General features: G+C 62.5%; 14 protein-coding genes. 12 read left to right on the forward strand and 2 right to left on the reverse strand.

Annotation, left to right across the window (positions count from 1 at the left end; genetic code table 11):
* The first annotated feature begins 12 nt into the window (after window positions 1-12).
* The 9 genes from FJ887_RS04480 (at window position 13) to FJ887_RS04520 (ending at window position 9,346) form a co-directional block, all read left to right on the forward strand.
* Window positions 13-861 carry an ATP-grasp domain-containing protein gene (locus tag FJ887_RS04480; protein ID WP_140954752.1) on the forward strand — a complete coding sequence of 283 codons (849 nt, stop codon included), beginning with the start codon at window positions 13-15 and terminating at the stop codon, window positions 859-861.
* Window positions 858-1,916 carry an N-acetyl-gamma-glutamyl-phosphate reductase gene (gene argC / locus FJ887_RS04485; RefSeq protein WP_140954751.1) on the forward strand — a complete coding sequence of 353 codons (1,059 nt, stop codon included), beginning with the start codon at window positions 858-860 and terminating at the stop codon, window positions 1,914-1,916. Before FJ887_RS04480 ends, argC begins: the two co-directional genes overlap by 4 nt.
* Entirely contained in the window at window positions 1,913-2,695 is a 783-nt protein-coding gene (locus tag FJ887_RS04490) for an amino acid kinase family protein (protein WP_140954750.1), read from the forward strand. Before argC ends, FJ887_RS04490 begins: the two co-directional genes overlap by 4 nt.
* Entirely contained in the window at window positions 2,692-3,327 is a 636-nt protein-coding gene (locus FJ887_RS04495) for a type 1 glutamine amidotransferase (RefSeq protein WP_140954749.1), read from the forward strand. The genes FJ887_RS04490 and FJ887_RS04495 overlap by 4 nt, the downstream gene beginning before the upstream one ends.
* A complete protein-coding gene (locus FJ887_RS04500; protein WP_140954748.1) occupies window positions 3,320-4,438 on the forward strand; it encodes a Glu/Leu/Phe/Val dehydrogenase dimerization domain-containing protein in 1,119 nt (372 codons plus the stop codon). Before FJ887_RS04495 ends, FJ887_RS04500 begins: the two co-directional genes overlap by 8 nt.
* On the forward strand, window positions 4,435-6,030 hold the full coding sequence (locus FJ887_RS04505; protein WP_140954747.1) for an AMP-binding protein: 1,596 nt from the start codon (window positions 4,435-4,437) through the stop codon (window positions 6,028-6,030). The genes FJ887_RS04500 and FJ887_RS04505 overlap by 4 nt, the downstream gene beginning before the upstream one ends.
* A gap of 68 nt (window positions 6,031-6,098) precedes the next feature.
* Complete coding sequence (locus tag FJ887_RS04510; RefSeq protein WP_140954746.1) at window positions 6,099-7,310, forward strand: pyridoxal phosphate-dependent aminotransferase; 1,212 nt, start codon at window positions 6,099-6,101, stop codon at window positions 7,308-7,310.
* Window positions 7,311-7,328: 18 nt separating this feature from the next.
* Complete coding sequence (locus tag FJ887_RS04515; protein WP_140954745.1) at window positions 7,329-8,204, forward strand: fumarylacetoacetate (FAA) hydrolase; 876 nt, start codon at window positions 7,329-7,331, stop codon at window positions 8,202-8,204.
* Between the two features lie 260 nt (window positions 8,205-8,464).
* Entirely contained in the window at window positions 8,465-9,346 is an 882-nt protein-coding gene (locus FJ887_RS04520) for an LLM class oxidoreductase (protein WP_250786153.1), read from the forward strand.
* A 403-nt stretch (window positions 9,347-9,749) separates the two neighbouring features.
* On the opposite strand, the gene FJ887_RS04525 is transcribed toward FJ887_RS04520, so the two are convergent.
* On the reverse strand, window positions 9,750-10,127 hold the full coding sequence (locus tag FJ887_RS04525) for a MerR family transcriptional regulator (protein ID WP_140954743.1): 378 nt from the start codon (window positions 10,125-10,127) through the stop codon (window positions 9,750-9,752).
* A gap of 66 nt (window positions 10,128-10,193) precedes the next feature.
* Between FJ887_RS04525 and FJ887_RS04530 the strand changes: the two genes are divergently transcribed.
* The 3 genes from FJ887_RS04530 to FJ887_RS04540 all read left to right on the forward strand — a co-directional run bounded on the left by FJ887_RS04530 (window position 10,194) and on the right by FJ887_RS04540 (window position 15,912).
* Window positions 10,194-11,414: an MFS transporter gene (locus tag FJ887_RS04530; RefSeq protein WP_140954742.1), complete on the forward strand. Its 1,221-nt coding sequence runs from the start codon at window positions 10,194-10,196 to the stop codon at window positions 11,412-11,414.
* Between the two features lie 836 nt (window positions 11,415-12,250).
* Window positions 12,251-12,547: a DUF6504 family protein gene (locus FJ887_RS04535; protein WP_140954741.1), complete on the forward strand. Its 297-nt coding sequence runs from the start codon at window positions 12,251-12,253 to the stop codon at window positions 12,545-12,547.
* Between the two features lie 8 nt (window positions 12,548-12,555).
* A complete protein-coding gene (locus FJ887_RS04540; protein WP_140954740.1) occupies window positions 12,556-15,912 on the forward strand; it encodes a DNA polymerase III subunit alpha in 3,357 nt (1,118 codons plus the stop codon).
* Between the two features lie 245 nt (window positions 15,913-16,157).
* Here the strand turns inward: FJ887_RS04540 and FJ887_RS04545 are convergent, their stop codons facing one another.
* Window positions 16,158-16,700 (reverse strand): hypothetical protein, encoded by a 543-nt coding sequence (locus FJ887_RS04545; protein ID WP_140954739.1) that lies wholly within the window; start codon window positions 16,698-16,700, stop codon window positions 16,158-16,160.
* Window positions 16,701-17,699 lie beyond the last annotated feature (999 nt).

A 17,699-nucleotide genomic window follows, 5' to 3' on the forward strand; every position in this document is an offset into this window, starting at 1 on the left:
AGGCTCCACGAGATGACTAAATCAATAGCAATACTCTCCGACAGAGTCGGCTGGGAAGAACGCCAAATCGTCGATCGCGCAGCAGCGATGGGGATGCGAACTGAGTGGATCAACGACGCATCTTTGCCCATCGACCAACACGGGATTCGGGCACTCGAACCGTTCGATGTCGCGTTGGTCAGGTCAAAGAGCTACGTACGAGGCGGACTTATCGCAGCTTCCGGATCCACCGGAAACACGCGCATGCTTAACACCGCGTCCGCCATACAGATCTGCGAGAACAAGCTCATCACCCGTCAGACTCTCAGCAGAGCCGGGATTCCAGTCCCAGAGTACCGGCTGGTGTTTTCGAGAGAATCATTTCGTGAAGCCGTTGAAGCCATGCGCTTTCCCGTCGTCATGAAACCCATATACGGAGGACTCGGCAAGCGCGTCACCCTCCTCACGGACAAGAGAACCGCAGAATCCGTCTTCGACTATGTAGCGGATCTCGGGCACGGCTTCGAGCAAGCCTGTCTCCTTGAGGAGTACATGAGCGAGAACTCGTGGCGCGTGCTCGTTGTGGGAACACGCATCGTGGCCGCCGCGGAGTTCCAACCCGCGCCCGGCGACTGGCGCAGCAACGCCGCACTGGGCAGTGGTCACAACGAACTGGAACTCACTCCCAAGGTCCAGCAAGTCATTCGCGGCGTCGTCGATCAAATCGGACCCGGAATCTACGGCATCGACATCTTCCGTCGAGGAGACGGCGGAGTCGTCAATGAGATCAACCACGCGCCCGGCTTCCGGGGCGTCACAGAGGGCTCCGGCGTCGATGTGAGTGACGAGATTTGCCGATACATCGAAGGGATGGACCTATGATTCGCGCAGGCATAGTCGGCGCATCCGGCCTGGCCGGAGGCGAGCTCGTCCGACTGCTCACCCAACACCCCTCTTTCGAGATCACCATCGTCTGCGGCTCCGGCAGTGTTGGGAAGCTCATCCACCAACTGCATCCCAACCTCCGTGATGCTACCAAACTGACCGTCCAACCAATCGACCCCCACGACATCGAGCAGAAGTGCGACGTGGTCTTCCTCGCGACCCCGCCAGCAGAGTCCTCCCGGATCGCAGAGCTGCTCGCAGAGACGACGACCCGCGTCATCGACCTCAGCGGTGCCTTCCGCATCAAGGACGCCACAACCCACAGCAGGTGGTACCCGAGCGTCCACCGCAACGAGCACCTCGCGACGCGATTCCTCTACGGAGTGCCCGAACTCGTCGCGGACGCCGAGTGGACCTCAGCGCAGCTCATCAGCCTCCCGGGCTGTTTCGCTACCGCGATCGCACTGAGCCTGGCCCCGCTCGTCGACAGCGGGATCCCGCTCGGGCGGGTCATCGTCGACGGAAAGACCGGATCCAGCGGCGGCGGAGTCTCAGGACGCAGTGGGGCTTCCCACCCCATCCGCACGGGATCAGTCACTCCCTACGCGCCCGCAGGCCACCGCCACTCCGCCGAGGTCGAAGAGTTTCTTAACGACCGGGAACCAACCTCGAACGCGAGCATCTCAATGTCCGCCTACGGTGTGTCTCACGTACGAGGTCTCCTCGCCACCTCGTACCTGTTCCCGCAGACCGACCTCGAAGAGAAGGCAGCGCGCAAGCTATTTTTCGGTCACTACCGAGGGAAACATTTCGTCCGGGTCCGCTCTCACACCGAATCCACCATCCCACTCCCTGATCCGCACGCCCTCGTCGCGTCCAACTACTGCGACATCACCGTCGCTCGCGACCCCAACGGAGGACCGTTGGTCGTCATGGCAGCCCTGGACAACCTCATCAAGGGGGCCGCCGGTCAAGCGATCCAAGTTGCCAATCTCGCCTTCGGCCGACCCGAAGAGGAAGGAATCGGCCAGCTGCCGGTGTTCCCGGCATGAATGCCGCATCCGTTATCAAACTCGGAGGCAGTCAACTCGAAGGAATGGCCACGGCTTGGTGGGATGACTTCGCCTCGCATGCCTTCACATACCCTGTTATCGCTGTGCACGGCTGGTCCAAACCCCTCCGAGAGTTCCAGCAGAAAAAAGGCGTCGAAACGGTGCTCATCACAGACCGCTACGGAAACCAGAGCAGGCTCACTACGCAAGACGTCATCGATGACATACGACACGTCAGCGGCGTAATCGCTTCTAGCGTATGCAGCCAACTTCGGGCGCGCGGCATCAACCTCATCCACCACTTCGGAACAGACGGTCTCCTCACCACAGGGCCAAGTGAGTCCAAATGGTGGATCAACAAGAAGCTCACACACTTCGACAACCGCGTCGGCCCCATCGACCAAGTCGACAGCAGCCTTCTACCAGAGCCGCTCCCTGGAACCGTGCACCTGATCACCCCTCTAGCGCGCAACCCCGAGGGACTCGAAGTAAACACCGACGCCGACCGGGCAGCCGCAGCAATAGCCGGCGCCACGGCAACTCCCAATCTCCACCTCATCACGGACGTCGAAGGCGTCATCGCCGACGGTAAAGTGCAGCGCCAGCTGTCCCTCGCCGAAGCGCTTCGAGTCCGAGACACGAACGCCCGAGGAGGCATGCGCAAGAAGCTCCGAGCAGCAGGTGAAGCGATCGAGGCCGGCGTAGAGCGCGTCTACATCGGTTCGGGCACGCTCACGTCCTTGAACTCCCAAAAGACCGGAACGGTGATTTCTCCATGACTATCCTCAACCCAGCCCCCCTTACCGGCAAAACAGTCCTCGTCGTCAACAACGGCACGCTCTCGCTAAGACAACTGGTCACCCGATTCAACGAACTCGGCGCAAACACACGCACCGTCGACGTCGGAAACGTAGCGCCTGACCTCTCCGGTTTCGACGCTCTGGTACTCAGCGGCACCAAGGTAAGGGCCTACGACACGGAACACTACCGACATCTCCTGCACGTTGTAGACAACACCGACAAGCCTGTTCTCGGTGTCTGCGGCGGAATGCAGCTCATGCTCACCGCGCGCGGTGCTCAGCTCGAACCCGGAGAACAGCGAGTGGGAGGCCACTGGGCCACCGTGAACAAGGACGAGCGAATCTTCGACTACGTCGACACGGCCGTCCGGGTATTCCATCGCCACACTCTCTACGTCAAGACAGTGCCACCGGGCTTCACATCAATCGGTCGATCCGAGCTCGCCCCCGTCGAATTCGTCCGCTCAGACGACCACCGAATCTTCGGCTCCCAAGCACACCTCGAATTCGGGCCGGACGGGAAACAAATTCTCCGCGGCTTCGCAGACCGCATCACCGAAGGACCCAGCAGGGCCTTCGACACCGCACGAAAGGAACAGAACTGTGCCTGAGCACCAGACGCACCGCGACCCGGTCTTCACCGTGAATCTCAACGGAGCCGATGGGGACCTGAACGGGTGGGTCGTCGTCGACTCCCTCGTCGACTCCCTCGCCATGGGCGGAACGAGAATGACCCCAGACGTCTCCCTGTCGGAAGTCGCCGCACTCGCACGTGTGATGACCAGCAAGCTCCACCTCGTCGGCCTCCCGATCGGCGGCGCCAAGGCAGGCATCGTCTCCGACGGTACCGATCGTGACCACACCATGCAGTCCTTCGGCCGAACGGTCGCCCCACTGTTGCACGGCGGAATTCACCTCGGCGTCGACATGGGAGTCACCCCGGCCGATCGTGCCACCTTCTTCTCCGCAGCTCACTACGACCCTCGTCGCAAGTTCGACGGCGTCGACATGCCCTACGACTGGCGAACCTACTACGAACCCCTCGAAGACTGCACCGGCCACGGCGTAGGAACCGCGGCCGTGACAGCACTGGACCAGCTCGGCGAGGGAGCGGCGCGCTCCGTCGTCCTTCAAGGGTTCGGCAGCGTCGGACGTGCCGTCGCGGCATTCCTCGTCGCCCACGGACATCGGCTCATCGGTGTGGCCGACGTCCGAGGCACCGTCATCGATCAGCAAGGTCTCCCGCTGGACAAGCTCCTCGCCGCAACCAACCGCTTCGGAGTCATCGACCGCGACCAGCTCCTCCCAGAAACTCACACGGTCGAGAATGTGCCGGGATGGCTCACAACACCCGCAGACGTCCTCGTGCTCGCCGCGAACCAGCACGCCATCAACGACGACAACGTCGACCAGGTCGACGCAGCCATCGTCGTCGAAGGCGGGAACCAGTGCATCAGCCCCGGCGCCCGTAAGCGCTTGGCCGAACGTGGCATCACCGTGGTGCACGACACGATCGCCAACGTAGGCGGTGCGGCCGCAGCCGGCCTTGCCCTTACACGCACTGTCCCCTTCGAACTGCCCGGCCCGGAGCGCAAGGCATGGGTCTTCAACTGGGTGGCCGAAAGAGTCGCTGTGAACACACGCGACCTGCTGGAAGCGGCCAAGACCAGCGACGACCCCATCGCTGACCTCTTAACGAATCGGAAGAAGGCTGTGCTGTGAACCCACGAACGATTCCTGACACAGACACCTACCGGTCGCAGGGCTGGTGGCGCGACGTCACCTTCCTCGACGACCTCGACCGGCATACCCGCGAGACGCCGCTCAAGACTGCTCTCATCGAGATGCGGCCTGAAGGTTCCACCCACGTCAGCTATCACGAGCTGAGTGCAGCGGTCGACATTCACGCGGAGACACTCCTCCGCATTGGAATAGGCGCCCAGGATGTCGTCGCTGTTCAGCTCGGCAATCGGAGAGAACTCCCGATACTGCTGTTCGCATGTATGCGCGTTGGCGCGGTGTTCTGCCCGATCGCACCCGAGTGCCCGACGGGCGAACTCAGCCATCGACTGACCGTCGCGGATGTCAAACTCCTCATCACCTCCAATGAGCCGCCCCCCGCCGACGCAGACGAGGAGCTACGCGACTGCGAGAACAGCACCATCCCCACCTCAGTCACAGTCCTGCATGTCGACGCCCTAACCCAGCTCAACGCAGGGAACCCCGCTGAACCGGAGCCACCAGCTACACACAGACGTGCTGAATCGATCAATTCTGATGACCCCACGCTCATCCTTTTCACCTCCGGCACGACAGGTTTCTCAAAGGGAGTGGTGCACACCAGCAATACGCTCTACGCAGCGATACGAGCCTACGTCGACATTCTCCTACTGACCCACCAGGACGTCACGGCCATCACCACACCTCTCGTCCACTATTCGGGCATCGGACAGGGCATCCTTGGAACCATCCACGCTGGTGCGACCGCCGCATTCACGCCACAGAACGAACCTGAGGACCACCTGCAACTGATCTCGCGAAACTCCGCAACCCTCGTCTACGGTCCGCCGAAGAAGATCGAAGCAATTGCAGCACTCCAGCAAACGTGCACGGGCAGCGCGGTAGACACGCTCACCCGCGTCGTTGTCGGAACAGCACCAGTTCTTCCGCGACTGCTCCATACCGTCAGACACGCTTTTCGCGCCCGGGTCTTCTCTGTATGGGGACTCTCAGAGTTCGGCCCCATCACGACAACCGTGCCCCTGTTTCTCGATGACAAGACAACTCGCACGAACGGCCGTCCTGCGGACTCCGTCGCCCTCAAGCTCGAGGACTTCCCCCCGGCCACGGACGGAACGGGCCGGCTCTACGCAAAAGGCGCTTCCCGCGCGATCACCTACGCCGGAACACCAGACAAGATGAACGAGGCACTCGACGCAGACGGGTGGTTCGATACCGGCGACCTTGCGCGGCGCAACGCAGCCGGTGAGATCAAGATCCTCGGTCGGGCGACGGACTCCATCGTTCGTGACGGCAAGGTCGCACCCATCGCCGACATCGAAGCAAGCCTCCTCGAGGTTCCGTCCGTCAACGACGCCGTCGTCCTCAGCCGTAGCACGGCAGACGATCACCCCATTGTCACCGTCGTCCTCGTTGCGCGCCGCAACGTGCCCCTTCCCGAAGTCCAAGAAGCTCTGAGTATCGACTTCACGGATTTCCCTATCGACGAGGTGCAGATCGTTCCCGAAATCCCGCGCACCCTCACCGGGAAGGCTAGAAAAGCCGAACTGCGAACCAGGTTGGAGCCACGTTGAGTCGCCATATTCCGAACCTTTCTCTCACCACCTTGCCCACCTCACCCACCCTCGCAGCCGATGCAGAAATGCGAGCGCTCACGGAAGCGGGGCGAAAGATTATCTCATTCGCCAGCGGAGAGATTGGACTGCCCGCACTACCAGTTCTCGCCGACGAGCTCGCGCTCAGCACCAGAGAGTCTGCATACGGGCCGGTCGGCGGGAATCCCGACATGCTTCAAGCGGCCGCCGGCTACTGGACTAGACGCGGACTCGCCACAGGCCCCAATCAGCTGATCGCAGGCCCCGGAACTAAACCTCTCATCTACGCGGCCATTTCCGCGATGCAAGGAGAGGTGGTTGTGCCCCAGCCCTCATGGGTGAGCTACGCCGTCCAGGCGGAACTCGCCGGCAAACGTGTCCACCGGGTACCGACGAGATCAACTCAAGGGGGCATACCGGACCCCGCACTTCTCGCGGACCGCATTCGCTCGGCCCGAAGCGCCGGTGCTGACCCGCGCATCGTCGTGGTGACAATCCCGGACAACCCGACAGGCGACGTGGCATCCTCGGACACGCTTCAAGACCTTGCATCGGTAGCACGCGAGCTGGACTTGGTGATCATCTCCGACGAGATCTACACCGACCTCGTGTTCGAAGGCACCGCACCTCACCCGGCCAGCTTCGCCCCCGAACGAACGATCACCACCACCGGCCTGACAAAGTCCCTTGCCCTAGGCGGATGGCGGCTCGGAGTGCTCCGCACGCCTGCCACAGAGTTCGGCGCGCGAGTCCATGGCGCGATCAAGGCCGTCGCCAGCCAAGTCTGGTCCAGCGTGGCCGCACCAATCCAACAAGCAGCAGTCCTTGCCTTCAATGAACCCGCCGAAGTGCGATCGTGGGTCTCAGCCGCCCGCCGGCTCCACCAAGGTGTGACAGGCACCCTCGCTGCCGCTCTTTCGAACATCGGCGCGGACCTGCCACACCCGGTGGCCACCTGCTACCTCTATCCCTCGTTCGATCGACTCGCCGACAAACTCGCGCAGCATAAGCAGATCCACACAAGTGACGAACTCGCGAAAGCACTCCTCCAACATGGGATCTACTGCCTGCCCGGCAACGCCTTCGGTGACCCACCTGATCGCCTGACACTGCGATTCAGCGTCTCCCACCTCTACGGAGAGACAGCACAGGAGCAAGAGGAGTCATTGAAGTCACACGACCCCACAACACTTCCCTGGGTCCAAGAGCCCATCCGTCGGCTCGAAGCAGCCCTTAAGACCCTTATGTCCACCGACTAAACCCAACAGGAGAACATCATGACCATCACAGTTTTCGAGTGCGTCAACCAGGGTGAGCGCCACATTGGCGTCTCCGACAGCACCTCCACACTCCTCTACAAGGCACCGGACTTCGACCTCGGAAAAGCCACCATCGCTCACGGATCGCTAGAGCTCGCGATCGACGCACTCAAACACGCTACTGACCCCGTCGAGCCCGCCGGCCCTGCCACCGTCGACCGCCTCATCCCCGCACTGCCCCGCGACGGTCGCGAGTCACTCGTCAGCGGCTTCATGCGAACCCACCGTTCCAAGTTCGAAGATAGCGAGCCCGAAGGCAGTGGCTTCCCGCCGAACTGGTTCTTCAAAGGCTTCGGCAGCTGGCTCAAGCTCGACGGCGAAAACCTCGTCGTGCCCCAGCGCGCCGTAGCCCTCATCGAAGAACCAGAACTCGTCGTTGTCTACATCAACGACGACGAGGGGACCCCTCACTACGTTGGCTACACCTTCGGCAACGACCTCTGCGACATCGGCCTCCACCGCCAGAACCCAGGATGGAACCCCTACTGCAAGCTCTGCGACACGGCGATCCTGGACGGGATTCGCACAGGTCGGCCCCCAGCCCATGCTGAGGGAACGACCCGCATCTCGCGGGACTCCCAGCCGGTCTGGGAGGGCACGTTCGACTGCGGCGAAGACGCACTACAGTTCCCCGTGGACGCCATGGTCTCCCACCTGTTTACCTTCCCCGCCATGCACCGCCCTGGTATGGTCAACTACATCTACCTCGGGGCGGACCTGGCGAGCTTCCATGACGGCTTCCGCATCGCCGATAAGGACACGATCTCCATCAGCATCCCCGAGCACGGGGTGAATCTGACAAACACTATCCATTCTGTCGAGACATCCCTGTAACACCTGAAGGGACAGACATGAATTTACCGAGGCGCCTCCACATAGGGATCGCACTCGAAGGGTCTGGTTGGCACCCAGCATCCTGGTCGGCCTCTTCCATCACAAAGCCCGAGCAGCTGTTCCAGCCTCGCTTCTGGCAGGACATGGCATTGCGCCTCGACCAGGCCGAAGTCGACTTCGCCACCATCGAGGACGGGATCAGCCTTCAAGGGTCATCATTCGGCTTCGCTGACCAGAGAGCCGATCAATATCGTGGACGCATGGACTCTCTCGTCCTCGGTACCGTGATGCTCAATGCCACATCGTGCCTCAAAGTCATCATGTCGCGGAACGTCACCCACACGGCAGCATTCCTCGTCGCCTCCCAACTCGCGTCGGTGGCTAACCTTGCCCCGGGGCGGGTTGGGTGGCGCCCCCAGGTGTCGTCCAACGCCGCTGACAGTGCCATCATCGGAGGAAAACCCACACCATCCCTCATGCCCGAAGACATCTACGTCCCCACGCGGATCGCCCACAGGCTCCGCTCACTCTTTGACGACGCCGCAGACTTCGTCGCGGTCGTCAAAGCACTATGGCAAACCTTCCCCGGCTCAGCTCTGTCTACCGAAACCACAAGCGCCCCGAGAGATTTCCTAGACCCTTCCCGTATATCAAGGGATCCGATAACTGCAGGCCAGCACAAGGCTTCCGGACCTCTGAACGTGCCAGTGTTCCAACCACCCGAGACAATGGCACTCGCACATCACGCCCTCGAGCCATATCGCTTCGCGGCCATCGCCGCAGACAGCGTCCTTGTCACCCCGGACGGCGACACATCACTGGCAAAAATCCTCAGCGTGCTACAAGACATTGAGGAACTGAGCCCTATGGCCTCAACCTCACGCATCTACTGTGACCTCATTGTGATTCTGGGCGATTCGCAAGAGCATGCCCGATCCCGCAAAGAAGAACTCGATGGCTGTCTGGGAAGCGAATGGAGCTCCGATACTCACATTTTCGTCGGCACACCGCCGGAACTGATCGACCTCATCCAGGAATGGACCCAGCATGAACGCTTTTCGGGAGTTCGCCTGAGACCAGCCGTCATCCCCGAAGACGTGAACCGAATCATTGAAGAAGTAATGCCACGAATCCGAGGTTAAGACTCGCAGTTCAGTAAACCCGCACAGTATCGACCCGACAGGCATACTTTTATAGTGCTCGCAAGCAACGGGCAATCACCTCGGTCCCGAGCCCGGCCTGTAGTGGCTGTCATTGACGGGCTACTGCGGAAGGTGCGAACACCTTCCACGTGCTCTCGCGGGTGGTCGGAAAGCGCAATTCACATACATGCCCTGCCGCTGCAAACGGCGAGCGCCCCGTCAAGCGTAGGCGGGAAGTGAATGGTGGCCTGAAACCCCAACCGCCCCTCGTGCGCAGCGTCGCTCGGGCCCACTGGAAGAGGTGCAGCGCGCCCCAGCCATCCCCCATGCTGCCGACCGCGCCACGATGCGAACCACGTTGGCCGCGAAGAGAGACTTCAGGCCACCGGAGCTGAGAGACCTCCTACGCAATCTTGTCGGCAGCGCAGCTCTCAACCTCGCTGAGGTATTCGTCGATGGCATCCCGATTCTTCGCCAAGCATCGAACACGCTCATCCATACGATCACGGTGATGCCTGAGTAGCGCCAACATCTCCGGCGTTGCATCCTTGAAGAAGATCGTTCGCGGCTTATCCAGGCAGGGAAGGACCTGCTTGATGATGCGCACTGGGAGCCCTGCATCGAGCAACCCACGGATCTGCAACACTCGGTCGATGTTGGCCTCCTCATACCAGCGGTAGCCGTTTTCGCTACGCTCGGCCATGATGAGCCCCTGCTCTTCGTAGTAGCGCAGCAGCCGCCGCGAAGTGTCAGTCCTCTCGGAGAGCTCGCCAATGCGCATGTGTCGCATCTCACTTTCAGATTCGGCTTGACCTTCACACTTATGTGAGGGTTTCACCATGGTTGCATGACAGATACAACTACGTCAACGCGCGTTGGTCGTCCGCCTTCCGAGCGGCTGCCCGTAGGCTCCTTGCTCGCGCTCGGTACAGCAGTGTTCATTACAGCCCTCACCGAGACTCTGCCAGCCGGTGTGCTTCCGGGCATGAGTGCAAGTCTCGGAGCCAGCGAGGCGGCGGTAGGCCAGACTGTGACCATCTACGCGATTGCGACTGCGCTGACAACGATCCCTCTTGCCATTCTCACTGCGAAGTGGCGCAGAAAGCCACTCTTGCTGGTGACCATGGCTCTGTTCGCTGTCGCCAACACGGTAACGGCCTTCTCCAGCGACTATCTCCTCACCATGATCGCCCGATTTGCGGCCGGCGTAGCGGCCGGACTGGCCTGGGCAATGATTGCAGGCTACGCGCGCCGGATGGTCGTACCTTCCTTGCAGGGGAAGGCCATCGCAGTGGTGATGACGGGAATCCCGCTTGCTCTGGGCCTCGGCGTGCCTGCAGGCGCCTTCCTCGCTGGTCTCATCGACTGGCGGGCGGCATTCCTCGCGATGACCGTGCTCACGCTCATCCTCCTCCTGTGGGTGCTCTTGTTTGTTCCGGATCAGGCAGGAACAACACGGGATCGGAGCACCGGAGTACGGGCAACGCTTGCAACTCCCGGCGTTGTCGCGGTTCTGGTCGTCGTGCTCTTGTTCGTCCTCGCCCACACCATTGGGTACACCTACATAGCAACATATCTACATCAAGTGGGGCTTGGAGCACAGGTCGACTTGGTCCTGCTCGCCTTCGGGCTCGCTTCCCTTGTCTCCATCTGGGTGACAGGAACGTTCATCCAGACGCATTTGCGAGCGCTTATGATCTTCACGACGGTGCTCGTCGGAGTTGCCTCGACGGCGCTAGCGCTCGTCTTCGACAACCACGTACTGATTTACGTGGCTGTGATCGTCTGGGGTCTCGGCTGGGGCGGAGTCCCGACGTTGACCCAGACCGCTGCCAACGACGCTGGGGGGAAGGCGGCTGACACGGCTCAGTCAATGCTGGTTACCCTTTGGAACCTGTCCATGGCGTTGGGGGGCATAGCGGGCGGCCTTATCCTCGCAGGCCTGGGCACCTTGTCACTCCCTTGGGCCCTGCCTGTCCTACTGTTGCCAACGCTTATCGTCGTGCTGGCCTCGCGCCACGGTTTTCCTCGCTACCGGGCAGTAGCCGAGACTGAGCCCACAGACTAGAGGCCCGAGATAACCAGCAGGATGTTTGCGGTCCAACCGTTCTAATGTTTTGAGCGTTCGCGCTGGTCGACGGGTAGCGACTTTGGCTCGATATAGGGTTCAGTGCCGGCCCTAGGGTTTCCGCCATGGGGCCGGCACTCCAGTTTCCACGGTAAATGATGCTGCCAGAGGTGATCCCACCTGCACGTAGATCAACTGAGTGCCAAGCGTCGCGCGAGACCGCCACGGTATCTCTTCAGACTTTCATGCTGCACGTGCCATCGGCGCAACGCTCCATCGCAAGTATCGTGCCATTCGGGCTCGCCGAGCGTTATCTCACACTCCGCAGTCTCTGCCGTGATGTCTCGCCAGCCCTGAGCTATGTGCTTCTGATCATCGATACTCTCCGCCGCCGGCGCCATTCCTTTGGAGAGAAGGGCGACAGTGGGTAATATGGCTGTTTCCGGGCGGTCTAGGCATCGCCTGCCGATACCGCGAGCACGCTTTTCCTGCCGTCGGTATCGCATTCCGCGACGTTGGCATCTTCCCCCGGCCTTGCTCTGCTTCTACGCGATCGAGCGACACCAGACTGCAGCCAGCGTGGTCCCAGTCCGTCGAGGTACTGCTCCCTTACGGCCAGACGACGTGTTCGGGTTCGAGCGCGGGGCTCCGCATGCGGGCTGCGCTCTCTGTGCGTGAAGAGCCCTGACATGCCGTCTCACCAGCCCAAGGACCGTCCACGCCGCCCGATAACTGCACGAACGGACCCGTGCAAGTGGGGCCGGGGCCTTGGCCATGTCGGTGCGTGGATCTACACTGAAGCATCGAACATATGTTCGATTTGGAGGGAGTGGGCCATGGACACGATGCACCGCGAGGAAGTCGCGACCGTCTGGACGACCATCTCTGGCGCCCCGGAGCGGTTCATCTGGCACCGTCGCCGCTTCGTCGTCTGCGCCCGCCCGATCCCGTGGATGGCTCGTGTGCGCTGGTGGAAGGACAACACAGACCTCGTGGGCGCAAGGAACGCCCGGATGGTCGAGCGGCCGATGTGGCAGGTCCAGGCCAAGGCGCTCGACGATGGCGAGATGCTCATCTTTGACCTCGCGGTCGCCGACGGGCCGCACTGGTCGATCCGGGTCGTCTCTGACTAAGACCGTCCGTGCCCTCCTTCACTCATCTCCATGTTGCTTCGGCGTTCACCGCTCACCACGGCACTGCGCACCCCGAAGCACTCGTGGCAGCGGCTGTCGACGGCGGCGCTGACGCGGCGGCGATCACCGACCACGACGGCATCTACGGCGCGATCCGGCACGTCCGTGCCTGCCTTGCGGCCGGGATCGATCCGATCGTAGGCGCGAACCTGCAAATCCGTGACGACGAGGGCGGGCTCTCGACGGTGACCGTGCTCGCGCGCGGCCACAACCATGGTGCCGGGTGGGCGGGCATGGTTCGGCTCATCTCGGCCTCGCACTCACCGCGACGCCGGCAACGCACCCTTCACGGCACCGCCCACCGCAGCGCCTGGATCACCCCCGACCAGGCACCCGCGTTCCTGCTCGGCGATACCGGTCCCGTCGCCGCAGTGCTCCTCGGCCCGCGCTCCGACGTTGGTCGCGCCGTCCTCGAAGGCAAGCGGTCGCGCGCCCAAGCCCTGCTCGAGGCGTGGGAGCGGAGGCTGCCCGGCGGAGTCGTCGTGGAGATCGTTTGCCACCACACCCGCCCCGGCATGGGCGCGAGCCTGCGGCATGCCGCTGACATGCTTCAGCTCGCCCGCACCCAGGGGGTGCCGGCCGTGCTCACCAATGCCGTCCGGTTCCTTCGCCCCGACGATGCGATCACCGGTGACGTGCTCGACGCCGCCGCACTGCTGCAGCCCCTCGGGACGTTCGAACCTCAGCCCGCCCAGGCATGGTTGAAGCCCGCCCCGGCCATGCACGACTTGGCTTTCCGCATCTGCGAATACGCCGGGCGGTGCCGCGACGATGCCATCGATCTGCTCGCCCACACTGAGCAGGTCGCCGACAAGTGTCGTCTCGACCCAGAGAGTGACCTACGGTGGCGGCGACCGAAAGTGCCTGAGCTCGAGGCGATCGGCCTGGCCGGCGCCGATCCGGTGCGGGTGCTGCGGCAGCGGTGCGAGGCCGCGATAACCGACCGATTCCCTGACGCCTACGGCGCCAGCCTGCGCCGGGTGCGGGACCGGCTCGATGACGAGCTCGCCACGATCGGCGGGTTCGGGTTCGAGGCGTATTTCCTCACCGTCGCTGACGTCGTCGACCTCATCCGCGACATGGGCATCCGGGTCCAGGCGCGCGGGTCCGGCGCCGGCAGTCTCGTCAACCACCTGCTGCGCATCTCTGCCGTTGACCCGATCGAACACAGCCTGCTCTCCGAGAGGTTCCTCGGCAACGCCCGCAGCACGTTGCCGGATATCGATATCGACGTCGAGTCCGCCCGCCGCCACGACATCTACCAAGCCGTTTTCGACCGCTACGGCCACCACCGGGTGACGCTGCTGTCGATGCAGTCGACGTACCGTGCGCGTGGTGCTGTCCGCGACGCCGGTGCCGCCCTCGGTCTCGACCTCGAACAGATCGACCGGATCGCGAAGAACATCTGGCGATTCAACCCGGAGGACTTCCGGCAAGCATTGGACACGAAGCCCGAGCTGCGTGATATCGCCGCGCAGGTGAAGACCGACGCGCAACTCGACTTACTCATTGACCTCACGGCCCGTCTCGATCGGCTCCCGCGGCACATTTCGATGCACCCGTGTGGCGTGATCCTCGGCGACAGCAACCTTCTCTCGCTAACTGCAACCCAGCCGTCCGGGATGGGGCTGCCGATGTCGCAGTTCGACAAGGACGACATCGACGATGCCGGATTACTCAAACTCGACATCCTCGGCGTCCGGATGCAATCGTCTATCGCTCACACCCTCGCCGAGATCGCTCGCGTCAACGGCGCGACCGCCGTGGTCGAAGGCCGGCTGCCTGTCGATGCTCCCTATGTCGCCGCCGATGGGCGGATCGACCTCGAGCAGATTCCGCACGATGACGGGCCCACGTTCGAGCTCATCCGGTCCACGCACACGCTCGGGTGCTTTCAGATCGAATCACCCGGACAGCGGGAACTCCTCGGCAAGATGCAACCCGATCAGTACCAAGACCTCGTCGCCGACATCTCGTTGTTCCGGCCCGGCCCGATGCAGGCGAACATGGTTGCCCCGTTCATCGACGCCAAACTCGGCTACGCGCCGGTCACCTACCTGCACCCCAGGTTCCGGCCGTTCCTCGCGGAGACGTACGGGGTGCTGATCTACCACGAGCAGCTGATGCGGGTGCTGGCCGACTGCATGGACATCAGCCTCGCCGAAGCAGACGAGATCCGCCGCGCCCTTGCCACCGACACCGCGGCCATCGAACACCGCTTCCGTATACGGACAGCCGCCCGCGTCGACCAGCGGGGTCGGCGGCTGTTCCGGGACCGCGACATCGACCGCATCTGGACCAACGTGGTCGCCTTCGGGTCGTTCGGGTTCTGCAAAGCCCACGGCGCTTCGTTCGCGTTGCCGACCTACCAGAGCGCCTGGCTGAAGCAGCACTACCCGGTGGAGTTCCTCACCGGCATCCTCGAACACGACCCCGGCATGTACCCGCGCCGACTCCTGGCCGCTGAGGCCCGCCGTCTCGGAATCACCTTGCTGCCAGTCGACATCAACGCGTCCTCCGATCAGTACCGTGTGGAACGAGTATCGCCTGGCGCCAAGGCCATCCGGTTCTCCTTTCGGGACATCACTGGCATCACCGGCCCCGAGCTCACCCGGATCCTCAACGGCCAGCCGTACACCTCGATCACCGACCTCTACGAACGCGCACGCCCGTCACGACCTCTGATGATGCGCCTGGCGCGCATCGGCGCGTTCGACAACCTCACCCGCGACGAGCACGGACAAGCCAGCCGCGGTGGCATCATCGCCTACGTCCGACAACTCACCGCCCGCACTCACAAGAAGACGCCGGCGCCGCAGCCGGATCAGATTCCGCTCTTCGGCGATGAGGTGCTCCTCGACGCGACCATTCCCGACCCCAGTGCCGAGGAACGAATCGCCACCGACCTCGACGTGCTCTCCACCGAGGTCGATGGCCACGTGATGGACCTGTACCGGCCGATGCTCGACGAACTCGGCATCACCCGCGCGTCAGAACTATTGGGCCTTCGCTCAGGTACGGAAGTGCTCGTTGCTGGAGTCCGTGTCGCAACCCAAACGCCTCCCATGCGCAGCGGTAGGCGAACGGTATTCATCAGCCTCGACGACGGTACCGGTTGCATCGACGCAACGTTCTTCGAGGAAGCTCAACAGCAGGCGGCGTCGAGGCTGTTCACGGCGAGAATGATGACGATTCGTGGGCGTACCCGTCGTACAGGTGAGCGAGGGGTATCACTGCAGGCGGACGAAGCGCGCGATCTCAAGCAGATTTGGCAGGATTGGAAGCGGATCCGTGGGATGCGGTAGCTCGCCTTTTCGTAAGCACAGCAGTTTCGAAGTGGCGACGAGGGGACACAGGAAGGACTAGCTCCAGGATGAGGGGATAGATCTGTAGGCAGACTAGGCATGAACAGCGAACGTTAGAGCGGCGACGTTGCGCCGACACATCAGCGGCGGTAGCACCCCGGACACACGTGAAGAGAGAAATGTCGGGTGGCGGAGAAGGGCGCCAATAGGTTCTTAGTCATCTACCGGGGCCCGTCTGCGTGTACTCAGAGGCCCAACGGATCCCGTCGAGGATCCGAGGTACCTCCGCGACGAGACGGGGCCCCGATATCCGACGGCAGGGTTCGGCGCGCTGATCGTTGAACGGAGGAAGCGCGCGCCGGGGTTTCGTCCGCGTTCTGCGCTGCCCCGATCCTGCGCAACAGGTCAAAGTGCGGCTTCATTTCGGGGATCAACTCCGGGTACGAGGTCTCTTCGAAATCCGTGATGATCACCTCGGCCTCCTCCGCGAAGGTGGTTCCATTGCGGCGCGCGGCTCGACGGACGATGTCGATGTCCATGAGTGCGTTGACGAAAGCGTCTGCTGGCTCGAAATCTCCAAAATCCTTTGCGGCATAGGTAGACAGGGCTTGTTTTTCGCCTCTTTGATCGGGCGACGCGGCGTAGTATCGGTTTACTCCGCCACGCCCTTCATTCTCGACGTCGAGGACGTGCTTGCCGTTCCGAAGTATTCGTGCAGTGAACGCGCCGGTATGTAGTTCTTCGACTTGGGTGACAGCGTATCCGCCAGTGTGGTCGGTGATCTTCATGGTTGGTCCTTCCTCCTGGGTCGGTGGCCAGTACTTGGAGGTGCACGGCTACCAACGCGTCCGAGTGCTTCCCTAATGCGCGAGGCCCCCGGAGGCAACACGCAGCGTGGTTGGGGCAACTGAGGCATGACGACTCAGTAACCCGCCACAGCAGACAACATCCCGGTACGAGGTCGCTCGGTCGCCCCCGACCATGGGAAGAGCCAGCGAACTCCCCGGGTGAACCAGAGCTGGCGGAGAGAACGTGCGTCGCGCTGCGCACAGCCCCACAAGTTCCCGTGCGGATGGAGCTGCCCGGCGGTAAACTGGGCATGTGCGACGGCAGCGATCTGGTCGGCGAGAGCGGCTTTGATCGTGAGTGGCACGTAGATGGCACGAGCAGCCATCGGAGCTGGAGGAGCCGCAGGATTTCCCGCCTCTCATCAGGGAGGACGAGGACTGGGCGTTCTGAGATGGCAAGAACTGGGACTTCTGAGACCCAGCGCTTGTTTGGGGCCCGGATAGGCTGACGAGAGGCCCGGACCTGCAGGAATCTGTGAGGTCCGGGCCTTTTCCGTGCCTTTGCTCGACGAACAGAAATGGTCAGGGACGGGCGGCGGTATCCGTTCGGTATGGCACGGGGGCACTAACGCACCATCAGCAGACTCATTTGGCGTCGGGGTTCTCGACTACGACCGTGGATGAGGAGTTGCGCGCCTGCGACTGGGAGACTTTCGAGCAGCCGACCGCGACGTTCCCGTGCCACTAGGGTGACGGTCACGAGTGTGCGGGACGCCGAGGCGAATACCCATAATCCGCCGTCAAACATCGGCCGGGCCGATATCGAGACTTGCTCGACGGCCACGAGTGAATGTGTCCCTGTGGTTTGAGTACTCCGCTCGAACCGCCGGGGCACCCATCGCTACCGACTATCGTTCGCCCGGAGATTCTGCCTGATGATCATGGTCGTAATGCCGGCGGCAACCAAGACCGGCACAATCGATCAGACCGGGCCGGCGA

Origin of the sequence: Brevibacterium sp. XM4083 (assembly GCF_006489205.2) — a bacterium.
Taxonomy (GTDB): domain Bacteria; phylum Actinomycetota; class Actinomycetes; order Actinomycetales; family Brevibacteriaceae; genus Brevibacterium.

What these genes read in the sequence shown, in the direction of transcription:
- FJ887_RS04480 (WP_140954752.1), top strand. Translation starts at nt 13, where the DNA reads ATGACTAAATCAATAGCAATACTCTCCGACAGAGTCGGCTGGGAAGAA.
- argC (WP_140954751.1), top strand. Translation starts at nt 858, where the DNA reads ATGATTCGCGCAGGCATAGTCGGCGCATCCGGCCTGGCCGGAGGCGAG.
- FJ887_RS04490 (WP_140954750.1), top strand. Translation starts at nt 1,913, where the DNA reads ATGAATGCCGCATCCGTTATCAAACTCGGAGGCAGTCAACTCGAAGGA.
- FJ887_RS04495 (WP_140954749.1), top strand. Translation starts at nt 2,692, where the DNA reads ATGACTATCCTCAACCCAGCCCCCCTTACCGGCAAAACAGTCCTCGTC.
- FJ887_RS04510 (WP_140954746.1), top strand. Translation starts at nt 6,099, where the DNA reads ATGCGAGCGCTCACGGAAGCGGGGCGAAAGATTATCTCATTCGCCAGC.
- FJ887_RS04515 (WP_140954745.1), top strand. Translation starts at nt 7,329, where the DNA reads ATGACCATCACAGTTTTCGAGTGCGTCAACCAGGGTGAGCGCCACATT.
- FJ887_RS04520 (WP_250786153.1), top strand. Translation starts at nt 8,465, where the DNA reads ATGGACTCTCTCGTCCTCGGTACCGTGATGCTCAATGCCACATCGTGC.
- FJ887_RS04525 (WP_140954743.1), bottom strand. Translation starts at nt 10,127, where the DNA reads ATGCGCATTGGCGAGCTCTCCGAGAGGACTGACACTTCGCGGCGGCTG.
- FJ887_RS04530 (WP_140954742.1), top strand. Translation starts at nt 10,194, where the DNA reads ATGACAGATACAACTACGTCAACGCGCGTTGGTCGTCCGCCTTCCGAG.
- FJ887_RS04535 (WP_140954741.1), top strand. Translation starts at nt 12,251, where the DNA reads ATGGACACGATGCACCGCGAGGAAGTCGCGACCGTCTGGACGACCATC.
- FJ887_RS04545 (WP_140954739.1), bottom strand. Translation starts at nt 16,700, where the DNA reads ATGAAGATCACCGACCACACTGGCGGATACGCTGTCACCCAAGTCGAA.